At 61.1% G+C, this 14,589-nt stretch carries 10 protein-coding genes, 1 tRNA gene, 2 rRNA genes and 1 pseudogene (1 of these 14 running past the window's edge); 3 read left to right on the top strand and 11 right to left on the bottom strand.

Annotated elements, in window-relative coordinates:
• Positions 1-89: 89 nt before the first annotated feature.
• The 7 genes from RHIBR816_RS33825 to RHIBR816_RS0108830 form a co-directional block, all read right to left on the bottom strand.
• The gene (locus tag RHIBR816_RS33825; protein ID WP_018236167.1) at positions 90-2,399 is read right to left on the bottom strand and encodes a ParB/Srx family N-terminal domain-containing protein; all 2,310 of its coding nucleotides are present in this window, start codon (positions 2,397-2,399) and stop codon (positions 90-92) included.
• 512 nt (positions 2,400-2,911) lie between these two features.
• Positions 2,912-4,159 (bottom strand): alkaline phosphatase family protein, encoded by a 1,248-nt coding sequence (locus tag RHIBR816_RS33820; RefSeq protein ID WP_084811023.1) that lies wholly within the window; start codon positions 4,157-4,159, stop codon positions 2,912-2,914.
• A 38-nt stretch (positions 4,160-4,197) separates the two neighbouring features.
• A complete protein-coding gene (locus tag RHIBR816_RS0108850) occupies positions 4,198-5,223 on the bottom strand; it encodes an ABC transporter ATP-binding protein (RefSeq protein WP_018236165.1) in 1,026 nt (341 codons plus the stop codon).
• Positions 5,220-6,230: an ABC transporter ATP-binding protein gene (locus tag RHIBR816_RS0108845; RefSeq protein WP_018236164.1), complete on the bottom strand. Its 1,011-nt coding sequence runs from the start codon at positions 6,228-6,230 to the stop codon at positions 5,220-5,222. Before RHIBR816_RS0108845 ends, RHIBR816_RS0108850 begins: the two co-directional genes overlap by 4 nt.
• Complete coding sequence (locus RHIBR816_RS0108840; protein ID WP_157628149.1) at positions 6,227-7,750, bottom strand: ABC transporter substrate-binding protein; 1,524 nt, start codon at positions 7,748-7,750, stop codon at positions 6,227-6,229. The genes RHIBR816_RS0108845 and RHIBR816_RS0108840 overlap by 4 nt, the downstream gene beginning before the upstream one ends.
• A gap of 56 nt (positions 7,751-7,806) precedes the next feature.
• Positions 7,807-8,715 (bottom strand): ABC transporter permease, encoded by a 909-nt coding sequence (locus RHIBR816_RS0108835; RefSeq protein ID WP_018236162.1) that lies wholly within the window; start codon positions 8,713-8,715, stop codon positions 7,807-7,809.
• The gene (locus tag RHIBR816_RS0108830) at positions 8,712-9,632 is read right to left on the bottom strand and encodes an ABC transporter permease (RefSeq protein WP_018236161.1); all 921 of its coding nucleotides are present in this window, start codon (positions 9,630-9,632) and stop codon (positions 8,712-8,714) included. Before RHIBR816_RS0108830 ends, RHIBR816_RS0108835 begins: the two co-directional genes overlap by 4 nt.
• Positions 9,633-9,946: 314 nt before the next feature.
• Here RHIBR816_RS0108830 and RHIBR816_RS33815 point away from each other — a divergent pair, with 314 nt between their 5' ends.
• The 3 genes and pseudogenes from RHIBR816_RS33815 to RHIBR816_RS38305 all read left to right on the top strand — a co-directional run.
• Positions 9,947-10,780 carry a DeoR/GlpR family DNA-binding transcription regulator gene (locus RHIBR816_RS33815; protein ID WP_018236160.1) on the top strand — a complete coding sequence of 278 codons (834 nt, stop codon included), beginning with the start codon at positions 9,947-9,949 and terminating at the stop codon, positions 10,778-10,780.
• A gap of 295 nt (positions 10,781-11,075) precedes the next feature.
• Positions 11,076-11,270: a hypothetical protein gene (locus tag RHIBR816_RS37445; RefSeq protein ID WP_157628148.1), complete on the top strand. Its 195-nt coding sequence runs from the start codon at positions 11,076-11,078 to the stop codon at positions 11,268-11,270.
• Between the two features lie 12 nt (positions 11,271-11,282).
• A pseudogene (locus tag RHIBR816_RS38305) lies at positions 11,283-12,359 on the top strand (recombinase family protein); the annotation flags it as partial.
• A 159-nt stretch (positions 12,360-12,518) separates the two neighbouring features.
• Here RHIBR816_RS38305 and RHIBR816_RS38300 read toward each other — a convergent pair.
• The 4 genes from RHIBR816_RS38300 to RHIBR816_RS0108785 form a co-directional block, all read right to left on the bottom strand.
• Entirely contained in the window at positions 12,519-12,872 is a 354-nt protein-coding gene (locus RHIBR816_RS38300; protein WP_026186782.1) for a hypothetical protein, read from the bottom strand.
• Positions 12,873-12,966: 94 nt separating this feature from the next.
• A tRNA-Met gene (locus RHIBR816_RS0108795) sits at positions 12,967-13,043 on the bottom strand.
• 57 nt (positions 13,044-13,100) lie between these two features.
• Positions 13,101-13,215, bottom strand: a 5S ribosomal RNA gene (rrf, locus tag RHIBR816_RS0108790).
• 233 nt (positions 13,216-13,448) lie between these two features.
• Positions 13,449-14,589 (bottom strand): 23S ribosomal RNA (locus tag RHIBR816_RS0108785) (it continues 1,656 nt past the right edge of the window).

The raw sequence follows: 14,589 nt of genomic DNA, 5'->3' as shown, positions 1-14,589 counted from the left end.
AGGTCACGGCCGCGCCCATGTGGCGCGGCCGCAAATTTTCCGATGCGGAGAATGAGGCCGGAGCGCTGTGGCCCCCGGCCAAACCCTGTTCATTCCGCAGCTTCGGAGAAAACAGGCTCGTCGTCCCTGCCGTCGTCTTCGGCATTCACGTGGTCCGGGTCTTCGCCCCGCCGCTCCGCTTCGCGAGGATCGAGGTCTCCGCTGGTGGTCGGGTCCGACGCCTCCGCGTCCGCAGTCCCGTCGCCCTCTGAGGCCAGCGAAGCGGGCCGCTCCGTACGCAGGAGCGGCGGCAACCAATCGGTTTCGCCAAGAAGCTGCTCGGCAGCCTCCGCCATCGGCGTCTTCTTCATGTCCGCGATCCGCTCCGCTGCTTCGTTGCCGCAGGCCTCCCGCACGGCGGCGAGGATATGCGCCTTGGTGACACGGCCAAAATAGCTGCGAACGGTCGGCCTCCAATGCTCGCTCATGTCCAAGGTCAGTGCCGCCGCCACCCTGTCGGCGGTCCGCTGCGCACGCGGGCGCTGCTCCCACGGCTGCTTGACGGCATTGACGGTCAAGGATGCGCAATGGGCAAACAGCGCCATGACGCTCACCTGATCCAGACCTGCAATGAAGGCCCAAAGGTCGGCCAAGTCGCGCGGCATGTCCGTCGCCCAACCCGCATGGCGATCCGCCAGCATCTTCGCCGCCGCCGTGTCCTCGATACCGTCCGCGTGACCGGACAGCGCGGCACTCGTGGGCCGGATTTCGAGGACGTAGGCTTCCGCGCCACGATAGAAGGTCTGCGCGGCGAGCGCATGAGTGACGGCGATCAGCGCGACCTCCGGCTGCTCGCCAAGAGCAAGGCGAAGGCCAAGTGTTCGATGTGCAGTCAGGTCGCGGGTGAGAATGTCGGAAACCGGCTGCGCCGCATCGCCTTCGTCTTCTTCCGGCGCCTGATTGGCGGAACCGTACGGCTGATCACTGCCCTGCCCTTCCGCATCCTCGATGACTTCTCCGTCGGCGTTGACGCGCACGCCATCGATGATGGTTTCGCTATTGTCCGTGCCGTCCGCTTCGGTTTCCGGTCTCTCGTCCTCGGGCCGAATGAAGCCGCGTTCGATGCGAGCCGTGCCCTCATAGTTGAGCGAGACGAATGCGCCGCCGCAGGCGACATCTTCGGCATCGTAGGCATGCCGCAAACGGTCAAAGCGCTCGATCTCGGCTTCAAGCTCCGCAAAACGCTGATCCGCGTCGGGCGGCAGGTCTTCGTCGGTATTCTCCCATTCCGCTGTCAGGCGGTCGAACTCCTCCTGTGCCGCCTCGCGGGCGGCAAGGTCTTCCGTCGAAAGGTCGACCGGCTGCGGGTAGACGCGGCGAAGCCCGTGGGCATGCGGGTAGTCGACGAAGACTTCCGTCCATTTCCAGCCCTCCGTTGCCTGCAGCTCGGCGGCAATGCCTTGCAGCTTCTCCAGAACCAGCCGGTCGAGAAGAGCGGCGTCCTCGAAGTATCCGCCGCGATCCTCGGTAAACAGATCGCGCAGGATCGTGCCGCCCCCGTCGATATAGGCCTCCGCGCCGATGAAGATCGCCTTGCGGTCGTTCGCCTGCACATGCGTCCGGGTGAGCTCGCGGCGGATGATATAGGCCTCGCGGTTGTAGCCGAGACCGTCATAGACCTGCTCCTGCCGCGTATGATCGTCGGTGACGGCGAACGCCATTAGCTGCTCAAGGGTCAAGCCTCCGTCGCGATAGACCTGCATCAGCTTCGGGCTGACCGCACCAAGCCGCAGCCGCTGCCTGACGACATGGGCGGTCACGCCAAAGCGGGCGGCGATTTCCTCCGCGCCCCAACCCCGGTTTTCCGCAAGCGTCCGGAAAGCCTCCACTTGGTCGGCAACCGAGAGATTGGTGCGGGACTCGTTCTCGTCCAGGCTGATTTCGAACGGATCGTTTGCCGTGTCGATGACGCAGCGGATCGGTTCATCCGGCGCAATCTCCTTGCGCTTGGCGCGCAGGACCTGCGCCAGCCTGCGGCCTTCGCCGATGGTCACCAAGTAAAAACCGGTCGACCCGCCATCAGCGCCGAATTCCGGTTCGACGACAAGGTTCTGGAGAATGCCCTTGGCGGCGATGCTCGCCGCATAGGTTTCGATCGTCTCGTTGCTGTGCGGGGTCTTGCGCGCATTGCGCGGCGACTTCTTGAGCCGGTCGAGCGGGATCAGGATTTCCGTCCCACTGACTATGGCAGTGGTCGCTTCCTGCGCATGGATGGTTTCCGCCGGGATCCCCGCAGGGACAGACAGAGCGGCAACGACATTCGTCGTCGCTCCTCCAATGCTCTGGACGTTTCCGTCCGCTGTCACGTCTTCCGTGGTCGTCGCCGTAACGGCCTTCGCCTTCTTCGCTGTCCTTACCATTGTTCCAATCCTTCCTTGGTCAATGCCGGAGGCATGTCCCCCGACATGCCTCCCGGGGGCGCGTGAGCGCGCGGGGATGGAGGGGGCAAATGCCGGCGAGCATCGCCGGGCTGCACGGCGAGCAAGGCGGATTGGAACAGTCGGTGAAATGACGCTTACGCCCGGGCTTGCGAGACGGCGGCCCTGCCATGCGCAGGCGGCGTTTGCAGGGGAGCAAGGGGGAAGACCCCTTGGCTCCCCAATTGGCAAGTCATTGGCCACAGTCGGCATCACTCGCTTCTTAGATTGTGGGCTGAGCATCCTGACTTGCTGATGCGTAGATCAATCAACCGGTGGCCATCCATGTCGAAAAGCTCGTAGCGCTCGCGCCCATCGATCGCGAGGCCGGCCTCCGCATCTTGCCAGAACCGTTCCTATCCAGGTTCTATTAGAGCTCTCACTTCTCGATGACCTCTTCCTTCGGGGGTGCTTGAACATTTCCGAAATCGACCAGCTAGTTTCCCGCAGGATATTCACAGAATCCGTGCGCTCACGAGTCCATCCTCTCCCTTGCCTGCCGAAAGGCCCAGGATCGTGGTGAGAGCCGGGAAGAAGTCCTCCGCCGCCGCGGACTCGACGACGCCTTGGGCGATGCCGGCGCCATAGAGAATAGCGAAGCGATCATCGGCGGGCGCGCCGGGCCGCAGTCCATGCGAGGAGATATATCGTGGCTTGCCAAGGGCACCGGCACCGTTATGATCCGTCCGCGAGACTTCGAAACTATGTCGATGCGGCGCCACATAGGTCGCGATCGACGCTCTCACCCCCTCCGGAACATGGTCGTTGCCGATGTAGTCGGCGCCGAACTCTGCCAGGCGCGCTGTAATCTCCTTGCGATGCGCGTCATTGTTCACGACGACATGCAGTGTCGCGCCTTCGGGCTCGCAAAGGACGCCCGGCAGGACGACGTCGGTCAAGATGGCCGTGTCGATCTGGCTGTGCCCATGGTCGCTCGCTATCGCGATGGCATACTCGTCCAGCTTGCCGGCACGCTCCAGCCGGTGGTGCAATTCACCAACCAAGAGATCGGCCGTCGCGATCGCCCAATGTGAGGCCTCGGTCTCGTAGCCGAAGAAGTGCTGGATGACATCAGGCATCTCGATTTCGGTGAGGATCAGATCCGGCGCAGCATCCGAGCAGGCGATGTCGGCGACTTGCCGCATGATCTGCTGGTCGCAGGCAAAGCCCAGCAGATGCTGCAAGCCAGGCTCGTCTTCGGCAATGCCGCCGTTGCTCACAGGCATTGTCCCGACATAGCCGGCTCGCCCCCGCGGAGCGAGCAGACGCGATACCGCATCCGGGTTCAAGGACTTGGTGAAGCGGCTTCCGTCGATGAAGTCGCGCAGCCACCACGGTGCCTCGTAGATGTCGGTATCTTCAGGGTCGACCATTGCATGGCCTATGCAGGCAACCTTGAGACCCGCCGCGCGGGCGAGGCGCGCGATTGTCGGTGAGGCCACATCATCCGGACGCGAGGCGCGGAAGGTGGTACCGTCGAAGATGTGGTTGCCGAAGACGCCGTGCACCTGGGAGGGCTTGCCGGTGATCATGCTGGTTCGACCCGGTAACGAAGTCCCGGGCACGGGGCAGGACATCCTCCTGACACGCGTACCGCTGCGCGCCAGGCTTGTTAGATAAGGCAGCCGCTGAGAATGCCTTTCAAAATAATCTGCACTCACGCCGTCAATTAGGATCAGGATGAGCTTTCGTTTTCCCTGCATGGTCGACTCCTTCAATGAAATAAAAACGGCCGCTCGCCTCAGTGGGAAGCGGTTGGATAATGGCAGGCTGCATAGTGATGTGGCCCGATGGCACGAAGCGGCGGCTCAACCGCCGCGCAATGGCTCGTTGCCTTCGGACAGCGGGTCCGGAACACGCATCCTGTCGGCGGATTGACGGGGCTCGGCAAGTCGCCCTGCAGCCGGATCCGCTGCCGTGGCCGCCCCTCACCGGTAATCGGGGCCGCCGACAGCAGCGCCTGCGTATAAGGATGGGCGGCATTCTGGTAGAGCGCGTCAGCTGGCGCGCTTTCGACGATCTTTCCGAGATACATCACCAGCACGCGATCGGCGATGAAGCGGACGACGGACAGATCGTGCGAAATGAACAGCATGCCGACGTTCAGACGATCGCGTATGTCCAGGAGCAAATTGAGGATCTGTGCCTGAACCGACAGGTCGAGCGCCGAGACCGGTTCGTCGGCGACAAGGAACTGGGGACCTCCGGCGAGCGCACGCGCAATCCCGACGCGCTGCCGCTGGCCGCCGCTCAATGTATGAGGATAACGATCGGCGAATTCAGCTCTCAACCCTACCTGTTCCAGGAGTTCGATGATGCGACCTCGTCGAGCCTCACCCGTCGCCAAACGATGAATCGTCAGGGCCTCGCCGACGAGATCGCCGATGCGCATGCGCTCGTTGATGCTGTCATAGGGATCCTGGAAAATGATCTGCATGTGCTTGCGAAACGCCCGAAGCTCACGCGCTGTGAGTGACATCAGGTCGACGCCGTCGAAGCGCACGGTGCCCGCCGTGGGTTCGACGAGCCGCAACACGCAGCGACCCAATGTCGTCTTGCCCGAGCCCGATTCGCCGACAAGGCCGACGATCTCGCCCGGAAAGACCTGCAGCGACACACCCGACACCGCCTCGAGCGTTGCCCGCGGCCGCCCGAACAAGCCGCGCCCGACCGCGAAGGATTTGCGAAGATCGGTGACCTCGACCAGCGCTCTCGATGCGGCTGGAATGACGGAGGCGGTTAGACATTGATTGGTGAGAACGTTCATGCGTGCCCCCGGCGTTCTGTTTCGTGAGCAATCTCGCGCCAGCGCAGACACCGCACCCGGCGGCCGTTCTCAGCCTCTGTCAGATCAGGCACGGTCTGGGAGCAGTCCGCTCTGGCTTCGCGGCAGCGGGGATGGAAGGCGCAGCCCGATGGCATCGATCGCGGGTTCGGCACGAAGCCGGGGATCGCCGCCAGGCGACGCCCCACGGCGAATTCCGGCAGCGAGCGCATCAAGCCCTGGGTGTAGGGCATCCGCGGTTGTCTGAGCAGGCTGGGCGTGTCGGCTTCTTCCACGACCCGACCGGCATAGAGGACAACGGCACGATGGGCGACTTCCGCGACAACACCGAGATCGTGGGTGATGAACAGAACTGCCATGCCGGTCCGCCGCTGGATATCGGCGATCAAATCCAGGATCTGGGCCTGCACTGTGACATCAAGCGCTGTTGTCGGTTCGTCGCAGATCAGGAGCTTCGGCTGGCAGGCCAGGGCAGCAGCGATAACGACGCGTTGGCGCATTCCGCCCGAAAGCTCGTGCGGGTATTCACCGAGCCGGCGTGCGGAATCGGGCATACCGACCATATCGAGGATTTCGCCGGCCCGCCGAAGAGCCGCACGACGGTCGTGGCGTTCATGCTGGCGGATAACCTCGGCGATCTGCTCGCCGACGGTATAGACCGGATTGAGGGCGCTGAGTGACTCCTGGAAGATCATGGCAATGTCCTTGCCTCGCAGCCGCCGCAGGCGTTCCTCGCTCGCCTGGACCAGGTCTTCGTCGCCAAACAGGATGCGGCCGCCGGCAATCCGGCTGCGGCCCGCTGGTAACAGCCGCAACAGTGACAGGCCGATCGTCGATTTGCCCGAACCGGACTCGCCCAACAGCCCCAGCGTCTCGCCCTCTCTGATTTCGAACGAGACGCCGTTGACCGCATTCACCGGTCCTTTCGGGTCGAGGAACTGCGTCTGCAATCCCTCGACCCGCAGAACGGCATCGTGCCGGTCGGTCATTTGCCTGCCCCGAACACGAAATTGCCGGGCCGGAAGTCCATTACATAGTTGGTGTAGGGCTGCCATTTGGCGTCGCGGCGCACACCATAGAAATCCGGCACACGGTAGAGGACCGCCCCCGGTGCCTGATCCTCGAACATGTCCAGCATTTCCTGGTAGAGGCGGAAGCGCTCTTTCTGATCGAGTGTCGTTGCCGCCTTGTGCCCGAGGTCCTGAAATGCCTGATTCCCGTCCCACAGAGCAGTGATCGTCCAACTCCACATGATCGTGACATTGGGGTCCGGCAGATCTCCCCAGTCGGAGATATTGCGCACCTCTATGCTTGAATCATCGTTGGACTTCTCGTACCAGTTCTCGTTGACGTCGACCTTTGCGTTGACCCCGACCTTCTGCCACATCGAGACGATCGCCTCCGCGGCCGCCAAGCCATTGGTGTAGTAAACCGGGCTCGTCGTGAAATCGATCTGCTCGCCCTTGTAGCCGGATTCTTCGATGAGCTTGCGGGCACGCTCCGGATCGTATGCGAACTTCGGGCGGTCGGCATTGTAGAGCTCGCCCCATTCCGGGTACTGATGACTGTGCAGTACCTCGGCCTTGCCGTCCCACAGCGCCTTCGACAGGAGTTCACGATCGATGGCGAGGTTCAGGCCTTGACGAAACCGCTTGTCCGCCATCACCGGGTTCGAGGTCCGATAGTTGAGGAGATGGCTGTTCGCCATGACGCTGCGGACCTCACAGCAGTCCAGGTTGTCAATGGCCGGGATCTGATCCGGCGTCACATTGTTGATCACCTCCACCTCGCCGTTGGCCAAAGCGGTTATGCGTGCCGACAGATCGGGGATTTCGCGAAACACCAGCTTGTCCGCGGGAGGTTTGCCGCCCCAAAATCCGGGGAAGGCCTCCATGCTAACGTGGTCGTCGTCGACAGACTCGACGAAACGATAGGGACCGGCGCCCACCGGCTTTTGTCCAAATGCCTCGAAGCCGACCTTCTCGAAATAGTCCTTCGGTACGATGCTGCTGGCGGGGAAGGTCAACATCAGTTCGATCGTCGGATCGGGCTTTTTCGTGATGATCCGCACCGTCAGGTCATCGAGCGCCTCAACGCGGGCGATGTTCTCATACTGGAACTGCGAGCGCGCGTATTGTGACTTCGGGTCGAGGATGCGATCGAAGGTGAACTTGACGTCCTTGCTGGTCAACGGATCGCCGTTGTGAAACGTCAGCCCTTTGCGCAGCTTCAGTTCCAGCGTGAGATCGTCAACGCGGTGCCAGTTCTCGGCAAGCGCCGGCACCAGTTTCGTGCCCGTTCCTTTTCCGTCGCTCTGATAGTCGCGACGGATCAAGGTTTCGAAAACGGCATTGCTGAGTGGAATGCCGGTGTTGCCGGTTTCAATTGCGGGGTCGAAGCGCGGCCGAACGTCCTGCATCCCGATTACAAGATCTTGGGCAGTGGCAATTTGCACGGCGCCCAGGCAGACGCCCGCGGCCAATACGGCAGTGCGTATCAATCGTACCATCATTATTTCCTTGTCTGTTGAGGTGGATATTGGGAGGAGGCGCCGATCGCTCGCGATCACGTGCTGAGTCTTCGGTCGAACAGGTCGCGCAACCAGTCGCCAAGCAACGAGACCGCCATGGTTATCACCACGATGAGAGCGGTCGGGATTGCTGCCAGCCACCAGTTGGTAATCAGATAGTTCCGAGCTTCGCCAAGCATGGCGCCGAGCGAGGTGTCGGGCGGCTGAATGCCTACGCCAAGGAAGGACAAAGCCGACTCGAGGATGACGACCGAGCTGAAGTTGCTCGTCGCAAGCACGGTTAGCGGGGACACAATGCTCGGCAGCACGTGCCGAAAGGCCACTCTCACGGGTGACGCGCCGAGGGCGCGGGCGGATTCGACAAAGGCGCGGTTCTTGATGACCAGAACCTGGGAGCGGACGACCCGGGCATATTTGTCATAGTCGGAGATACCGACAATCAGCACGAGAACCAGCGTGCTCGACCCGGACAGCGCGACTGCCGCCAGTGCGAGCAGCGTCAATGGGACGGACGCCTGCGCATCGACCAGCAGCATGAAGATGCCGTCGACGCGGCGGCCCGCCAAGCCGCTGATCAGACCTGCGAGCCCGCCGGTCACCACGCCCACGATGACGCCCAAGGTCGCGATCACGAGGGTCGTATTGAGCGCATGGAGCAATCTCGACAGCACATCGCGACCGAGATGGTCTGTGCCTAACGGGTGCGACCACGTCCCATCCAAGAATGCGGGTGGCTGGAGGCGGGCCAGAAGGTCCTGGTCTGCTGGCCCGTACGGACTTAGTAAGGGCGACAGCAAGGCGATGAGATAGCACGCGGCGATTGTCACCCCTGCGACCCTGATCAGCGTCGGGGCCCGCCCGAAAAGCTCGCGGATCTGGCGCCACTGCGAGTTCTCCGTCAGTGCCATGGCGCGCCCGGATACGATATCGTTCTGCATGCTCATGACGCCCTCGCCCGAATTCTTGGATCGATCAGGCCGCAGCCGATATCGACGAGTGCATTGGCGAGGATCACGGTCGCGGCTACTGCCAGAACACCGAATTGAAGCATCGGGAAGTCGCGTTGCATCACCGCCGACACCAGCAGCCGACCGGCGCCCGGCCAAGCAAACACCACCTCGACGACTACCGCGCCGCCGATCAGCGTGCCGATCTGCAGTCCAATCACCGTCAGCACCGGCAGCATCGCATTGCGTAGCGCGTGCTTGACGATGACCTTCGTCGGCGGCAGGCCCTTGGCGCGCACGAAGCGGATGTAGTCCTGACCGAGCACGTCGAGAAGACTGCTGCGGGTCAGCCGCGAGATGCTTGCGATACTGGCGATGCCGAGCGTCAGAACCGGCATGACATAGTGCGCCCAACTTCCGGTCCCGCCGCTCGGCAGCAGCCGCAGCGACAGGCTGAAGACCAGGATGAGCACGATCCCGACCACGAAATTCGGTACCGCTTGGCCAATAAAGCTCATTGCCATCAGCCCTCGGTCGATCGGGCTGTTCAGCTTGACCGCCGCCAACGTGCCGAGCGGCAGTCCGATGAGAACAGAAAACAGGAGCGCCGGAAGTGTAAGGTTGATCGTTGCCGGCAGGCGTTCGAGATACATCTCGGTCACCGGTCGGCCGCTCAGAAAGCTTTGTCCGAAGTCGCCGCGAGCGAGCCCGGCGAGATAGTCGCCATATTGCGCGATCACCGGACGGTCGAGTCCCAACTGCTGCCGTAGCACTTGTCGCTGTGCCTCGGGCGTGTCCGGCGGCAGGATATGGTAGGTCGGATCGCCGCTAAGACGCGTAGCGAGGAATGCGACCGTCACGACGATCCAGAGCGTGAGAATGGCTCGAACCCCACGGTGCAGCACGAACGTCATGACCGCTCCTGTCCGCGTGTTCCAGGCGCGTGAAACCCCGCCAGCGACCAGCTTGCGAGCGTGATGCCTTCTCGGTGTCCCTGTGCTACGCCTCGTGAAACAAAGTGCCGGATCGTCTTCATGAGTAATCCCTTATCTGCGACCGTTTCTGAACGATAAAGTGGTTTTGTTACCGTTTTTTGACGGTGAGCCCGGAAAGGTGCAAAAGGAGGTGAGAAGTTGGCCCCTATTGACCGAAACGGTCAAGAACGGGCATAAGCGTAAAGGCAAATTGCCGCGCGCTCTGACAGAAGCCGTCCCTGGAGAGGAAATCTATGAGTACTGTCTCTTCGCAAAGTCATGTTGCCGACCAAACGCCGGCACCCGGATCCAATGAAGCATTCGGAACGGTTCTTGCCGCGAGCCGGCATCGCCAGATCCTGGATCTTCTCGCGACCCGCCAGGAAATTCAGGTGGCGACTCTGGCGAATGAGCTGCAGGTTTCAGTCGAGACGATCCGGCGCGATCTCAGGATGCTCGAGGAAACCGGCAAGCTCAAACGCGTGCACGGCGGTGCTTTGCTCCTGCGCCCGAATGAAGAATTGCCCTATGCGACCCGGATCGAGTCGTTAAGGGAAGAAAAGGAGAGGATCGCGCAAACCTGCCTCGAGAATCTCGATGTCCGAGAAGACCAGCTGGTATTCGTTGGAGGAGGCTCGACGACACTTCCGCTGGCACGAAAACTCGCTCGCGGCCCGAGAATGCGTTTCGTCACCAATGCGATTGATGTCGCCTCCGCACTTGTCGCGACCGGGCAGCACGATGTTGTTTTAACAGGGGGTCGGATCGCAGACAACGAACTTCTTACCGGATACGACGCCCTGAACGCAGTTAGCAGACGACTGTTTGACCTGGTTGTTACCGGTACCAATGCCATTGATCCAGGTCTCGGATTTCTGGAGTACGACGAGCCCGAGGCGCACCTGCACCAGGTCCTTGCCCAACGTTCACGGCGATACGTGATCGTGGCCGACCACAGCAAGTTTGGGAGGACCGCGAGTTATGGCGGACTTCCACTGAGCGCAGTAGAATTGGTTGTCACAGACGTTGCTCCAGCACCGGAGTTTCGCGAAGCGTTCGAACGAAGCGGCGTCCGAGCCGTGTGGTGACAACATACAGAGAGTATGGTTCCGCAGAAGCCTCCTGATCAGATCAAACCCTTCATCGCGTTAGTCAATAAATCGACTTTGGGGGATTCACGCGTCGAAATTTTCCGCTATGGTTACGCTTCGACGCCCTGTTTCCGCCGCATGGTCTACGCTTGAATGCGCGCGGGACGCAGGCAAATCAGTGTTTTGCGCCGGAGTTCGCCACATTGCCCGGGAATTCGCATTCACAGATCGGGGCTTTCAGCCCAGTCTTTGCCCGGAACGGATTGGTCCGTTCGTCGGCGAGGATGGCGTTGTGGCAAGACAGAAGGGCATGGCCGCAAAGCAGGTTCGGGTGGTTCTTCAACCCTCCGCGACCATGCCGGTTTACGATCCCTCGAAACCGGACCCTCGCCTTCGCGATTTCGTGCGCCTTCTTGCACGACAGGCTGCCCGCAAATTCGTCGAAGCCGAACGGGAGCGCGCGTCCCGCGATCGTCTCCCCGACTAGGGAGACCGCCGCATGAAGGTCGCGCTCTACGCCCGCTACTCCTCCGACAATCAACGCGACGCCTCGATCGAGGATCAGCTACGTGTTTGCCGCGCCCGCGCCGAGCGCGAGGGCTGGAGGGTGGTCGACAGCTATACCGACCGGGCGATTTCCGGAGCGTCACTGTTGCGGCCTGGCGTACAGGAACTGATCGCCGACGGCTTGAAGCGCAGGTTCGACATGATCCTGACGGAGTCGCTGGACCGACTCTCCCGCGACCAGGAGGACATCGCCGGCTTCTATAAACGCATGCGCTTTGCCGGCGTCAGCATCGTCACCCTTTCGGAGGGTGAGGTCAGCGAACTGCATATCGGCCTCAAGGGCACGATGGGAGCGCTCTACCTGAAGGACCTCGCCGACAAGACGCGCCGCGGGCTGCGCGGCCGGGTCGAGGACGGCAAATCCGGTGGCGGCCTCTGCTATGGCTACGACGTCGTGCGCCAAATCGACGCTTCCGGGGAGGCCAGCCGCGGCGAGCGGACCATAAACGAGATCGAGGCCAATATCGTGCGCCGAATCTTTGCTGAATATCTCGCCGGCAAGTCGTCGCGGACGATCGCGATGATATTGAACAGCGAGGGTGTACCGGGGCCGCAGGGCAGCGAATGGGGACCATCGACCATCCATGGCAATCCAAAGCGCGGGACCGGCATCCTCAACAACGAACTCTATATCGGCAAACTAGTCTGGAACCGCCTTCGCTACCTCAAGGACCCGGATACGGGAAAGCGCGTATCACGGCTCAATCCGGAAAGCGACTGGGTCAGCCAGGAGGTCCCGGAGCTTCGCATAGTAGACCAGAGCGTTTGGAATCTGGTGAAGGAACGGCAGAACCAACTGGCGCTAGAGCCTGGAGCGAAGCCGGGTGACAATTTGAGTTTAAACGATCGCCGGCGCCCGAAGCATCTCTTCACCGGGCTCGTCAAATGCGGCTGCTGCGGTGGCGGCTATTCGATGATCTCCAAGGACATGCTCGGCTGCACAAATGCCCGCACCAAGGGAACCTGCGACAACCGACTCAATATCCGTCGCGACACACTTGAAGCGAGCATCCTGAACGGCCTCGACAAGCACCTGATGGAACCTCAGTTGTTCAAGGAGTTTTGTGAGGAGTTCACCCGGGAAGTGAACAAGGCCCGGATGGAGGCGAGAGCGACGCTTGATTCCGCTGAAGCCGAGGTCAAGCGCATCGATCGCGAACTGGATGCACTATTGGAGCTTATCCTCCAAGGCGGGGCGGCAAAGCGGATCAACGAGAAGATGGTGGCTCTGGAAAAGCGGAAAGAGCAACTGTCCACGATGCTCGAGACGACGGAAGCGCCGCCGCCCCTGCTGCATCCGAACCTCGCCAAGTATTATCACGACGAGATCGCGGCCCTTCATGACCAGCTCGGCAATGCGGAGACACGGACGCGCGCCGCACAGATGCTGCGTAGCCTGGTCGAGCGGATCGAACTGGTGCCGAATGGTGACGAATTGGCGATCGTGCTGCGCGGCGACCTGGCTGCGATCTTGAAGTTCGCATCGGGCAAGAAGGATCCGGCCTTCCTTGCCGAGACACAAGTGCTTGAAGATTTGCTTCGTAGTTCCGCGAATGATGGCGTGCAGAAACGCAAAAAGCCCCGCGAAGGGGGCTTTTGTGGATCGCAGGGATCGTTGGTTGCGGGGGCAGGATTTGAACCTGCGGCCTTCAGGTTATGAGCCTGACGAGCTACCGGGCTGCTCCACCCCGCGTTATTGGGCGAAGTCTGGAAGAGAAGATGATTGTTTTGTTTTTCTTGCGATTTGCAGACCTGGCAGCGACCTACTCTCCCGCGTCTTAAGACGAAGTACCATCGGCGCTGGGGCGTTTCACGGCCGTGTTCGGAATGGGAACGGGTGCAGCCACCCCGCCAGAACCACCAGGTCGGCAAAGCGCAAGATTTTGCGCGCCGAGGCGCGCAAACTGATGAGAAGCTGGTGAAGCGTTTGCTTCGTTTTGAACACGTCTTTTTGCGTCTTATCCGGATAATTCCAGCAGCCGGCAGAGCCGAGCCGCCGGAGGTCCGGCGCGCCGTCCGCAGCGAAGGCCGAAGGCCGACAGCGTGAGGACAGAAGATAGCATCATCAAACTTCGTTTGATGAGCATGAGCAATGGGAACGATCAAGCCGATCGAACGATTAGTACCGGTAAGCTTCATGCGTTGCCGCACTTCCACACCCGGCCTATCAACGTGGTCGTCTTCCACGGTTCTCGAGGGAATACTCGTTTTCAGGTTGGTTTCCCGCTTAGATGCCTTCAGCGGTTATCCATTCCATATATAGCTACCCTGCTATGCCCTTGGCAGGACAACAGGTCCACCAGAGATATGTCCATCCCGGTCCTCTCGTACTAGGGACAGATCCTGTCAATATTCCTACACCCACGGCAGATAGGGACCGAACTGTCTCACGACGTTCTGAACCCAGCTCACGTACCGCTTTAATTGGCGAACAGCCAAACCCTTGGGACCTGCTCCAGCCCCAGGATGCGATGAGCCGACATCGAGGTGCCAAACAACCCCGTCGATATGGACTCTTGGGGGTCATCAGCCTGTTATCCCCGGCGTACCTTTTATCCGTTGAGCGATGGCCCTTCCACGCGGGACCACCGGATCACTATGACCGACTTTCGTCTCTGCTCGACTTGTCAGTCTCGCAGTCAGGCGGGCTTATGCCATTGCACTCGACGAGCGATTTCCGACCGCTCTGAGCCCACCATCGCGCGCCTCCGTTACTCTTTCGGAGGCGACCGCCCCAGTCAAACTACCCACCATACACTGTCCCGGATCCGGATGACGGACCGCGGTTAGACATCCATGACGATAAGGGTGGTATTTCAAGGATGGCTCCACGAGAACTGGCGTCCCCGCTTCAAAGCCTACCACCTATCCTACACATGCCGACACGAATGCCAGTGTAAAGCTATAGTAAAGGTGCACGGGGTCTTTCCGTCTGACCGCAGGAACCCCGCATCTTCACGGGGAATTCAATTTCACTGAGTCTGCGTTGGAGACAGCGGGGAAGTCGTTACGCCATTCGTGCAGGTCGGAACTTACCCGACAAGGAATTTCGCTACCTTAGGACCGTTATAGTTACGGCCGCCGTTTACTGGGGCTTCGATTCAGAGCTTGCACCCCTCCTCTTAACCTTCCAGCACCGGGCAGGCGTCAGACCCTATACGTCGTCTTGCGACTTCGCAGAGCCCTGTGTTTTTGATAAACAGTCGCTACCCCCTGGTCTGTGCCACCCCATCATGGTT

It is taken from the genome of Ensifer sp. BR816, from assembly GCF_000378985.1.
Classification (GTDB): Bacteria; Pseudomonadota; Alphaproteobacteria; order Rhizobiales; family Rhizobiaceae; genus Sinorhizobium.
This window is presented reverse-complemented; position numbering and strand designations above follow the sequence as displayed.

What these genes read in the sequence shown, in the direction of transcription:
- RHIBR816_RS33825 (WP_018236167.1), bottom strand. Translation starts at nt 2,399, where the DNA reads ATGGTAAGGACAGCGAAGAAGGCGAAGGCCGTTACGGCGACGACCACG.
- RHIBR816_RS0108830 (WP_018236161.1), bottom strand. Translation starts at nt 9,632, where the DNA reads ATGACGTTCGTGCTGCACCGTGGGGTTCGAGCCATTCTCACGCTCTGG.
- RHIBR816_RS0108835 (WP_018236162.1), bottom strand. Translation starts at nt 8,715, where the DNA reads ATGAGCATGCAGAACGATATCGTATCCGGGCGCGCCATGGCACTGACG.
- RHIBR816_RS0108845 (WP_018236164.1), bottom strand. Translation starts at nt 6,230, where the DNA reads ATGACCGACCGGCACGATGCCGTTCTGCGGGTCGAGGGATTGCAGACG.
- RHIBR816_RS33820 (WP_084811023.1), bottom strand. Translation starts at nt 4,159, where the DNA reads ATGCAGGGAAAACGAAAGCTCATCCTGATCCTAATTGACGGCGTGAGT.
- RHIBR816_RS33815 (WP_018236160.1), top strand. Translation starts at nt 9,947, where the DNA reads ATGAGTACTGTCTCTTCGCAAAGTCATGTTGCCGACCAAACGCCGGCA.
- RHIBR816_RS0108850 (WP_018236165.1), bottom strand. Translation starts at nt 5,223, where the DNA reads ATGAACGTTCTCACCAATCAATGTCTAACCGCCTCCGTCATTCCAGCC.
- RHIBR816_RS0108840 (WP_157628149.1), bottom strand. Translation starts at nt 7,750, where the DNA reads ATGGTACGATTGATACGCACTGCCGTATTGGCCGCGGGCGTCTGCCTG.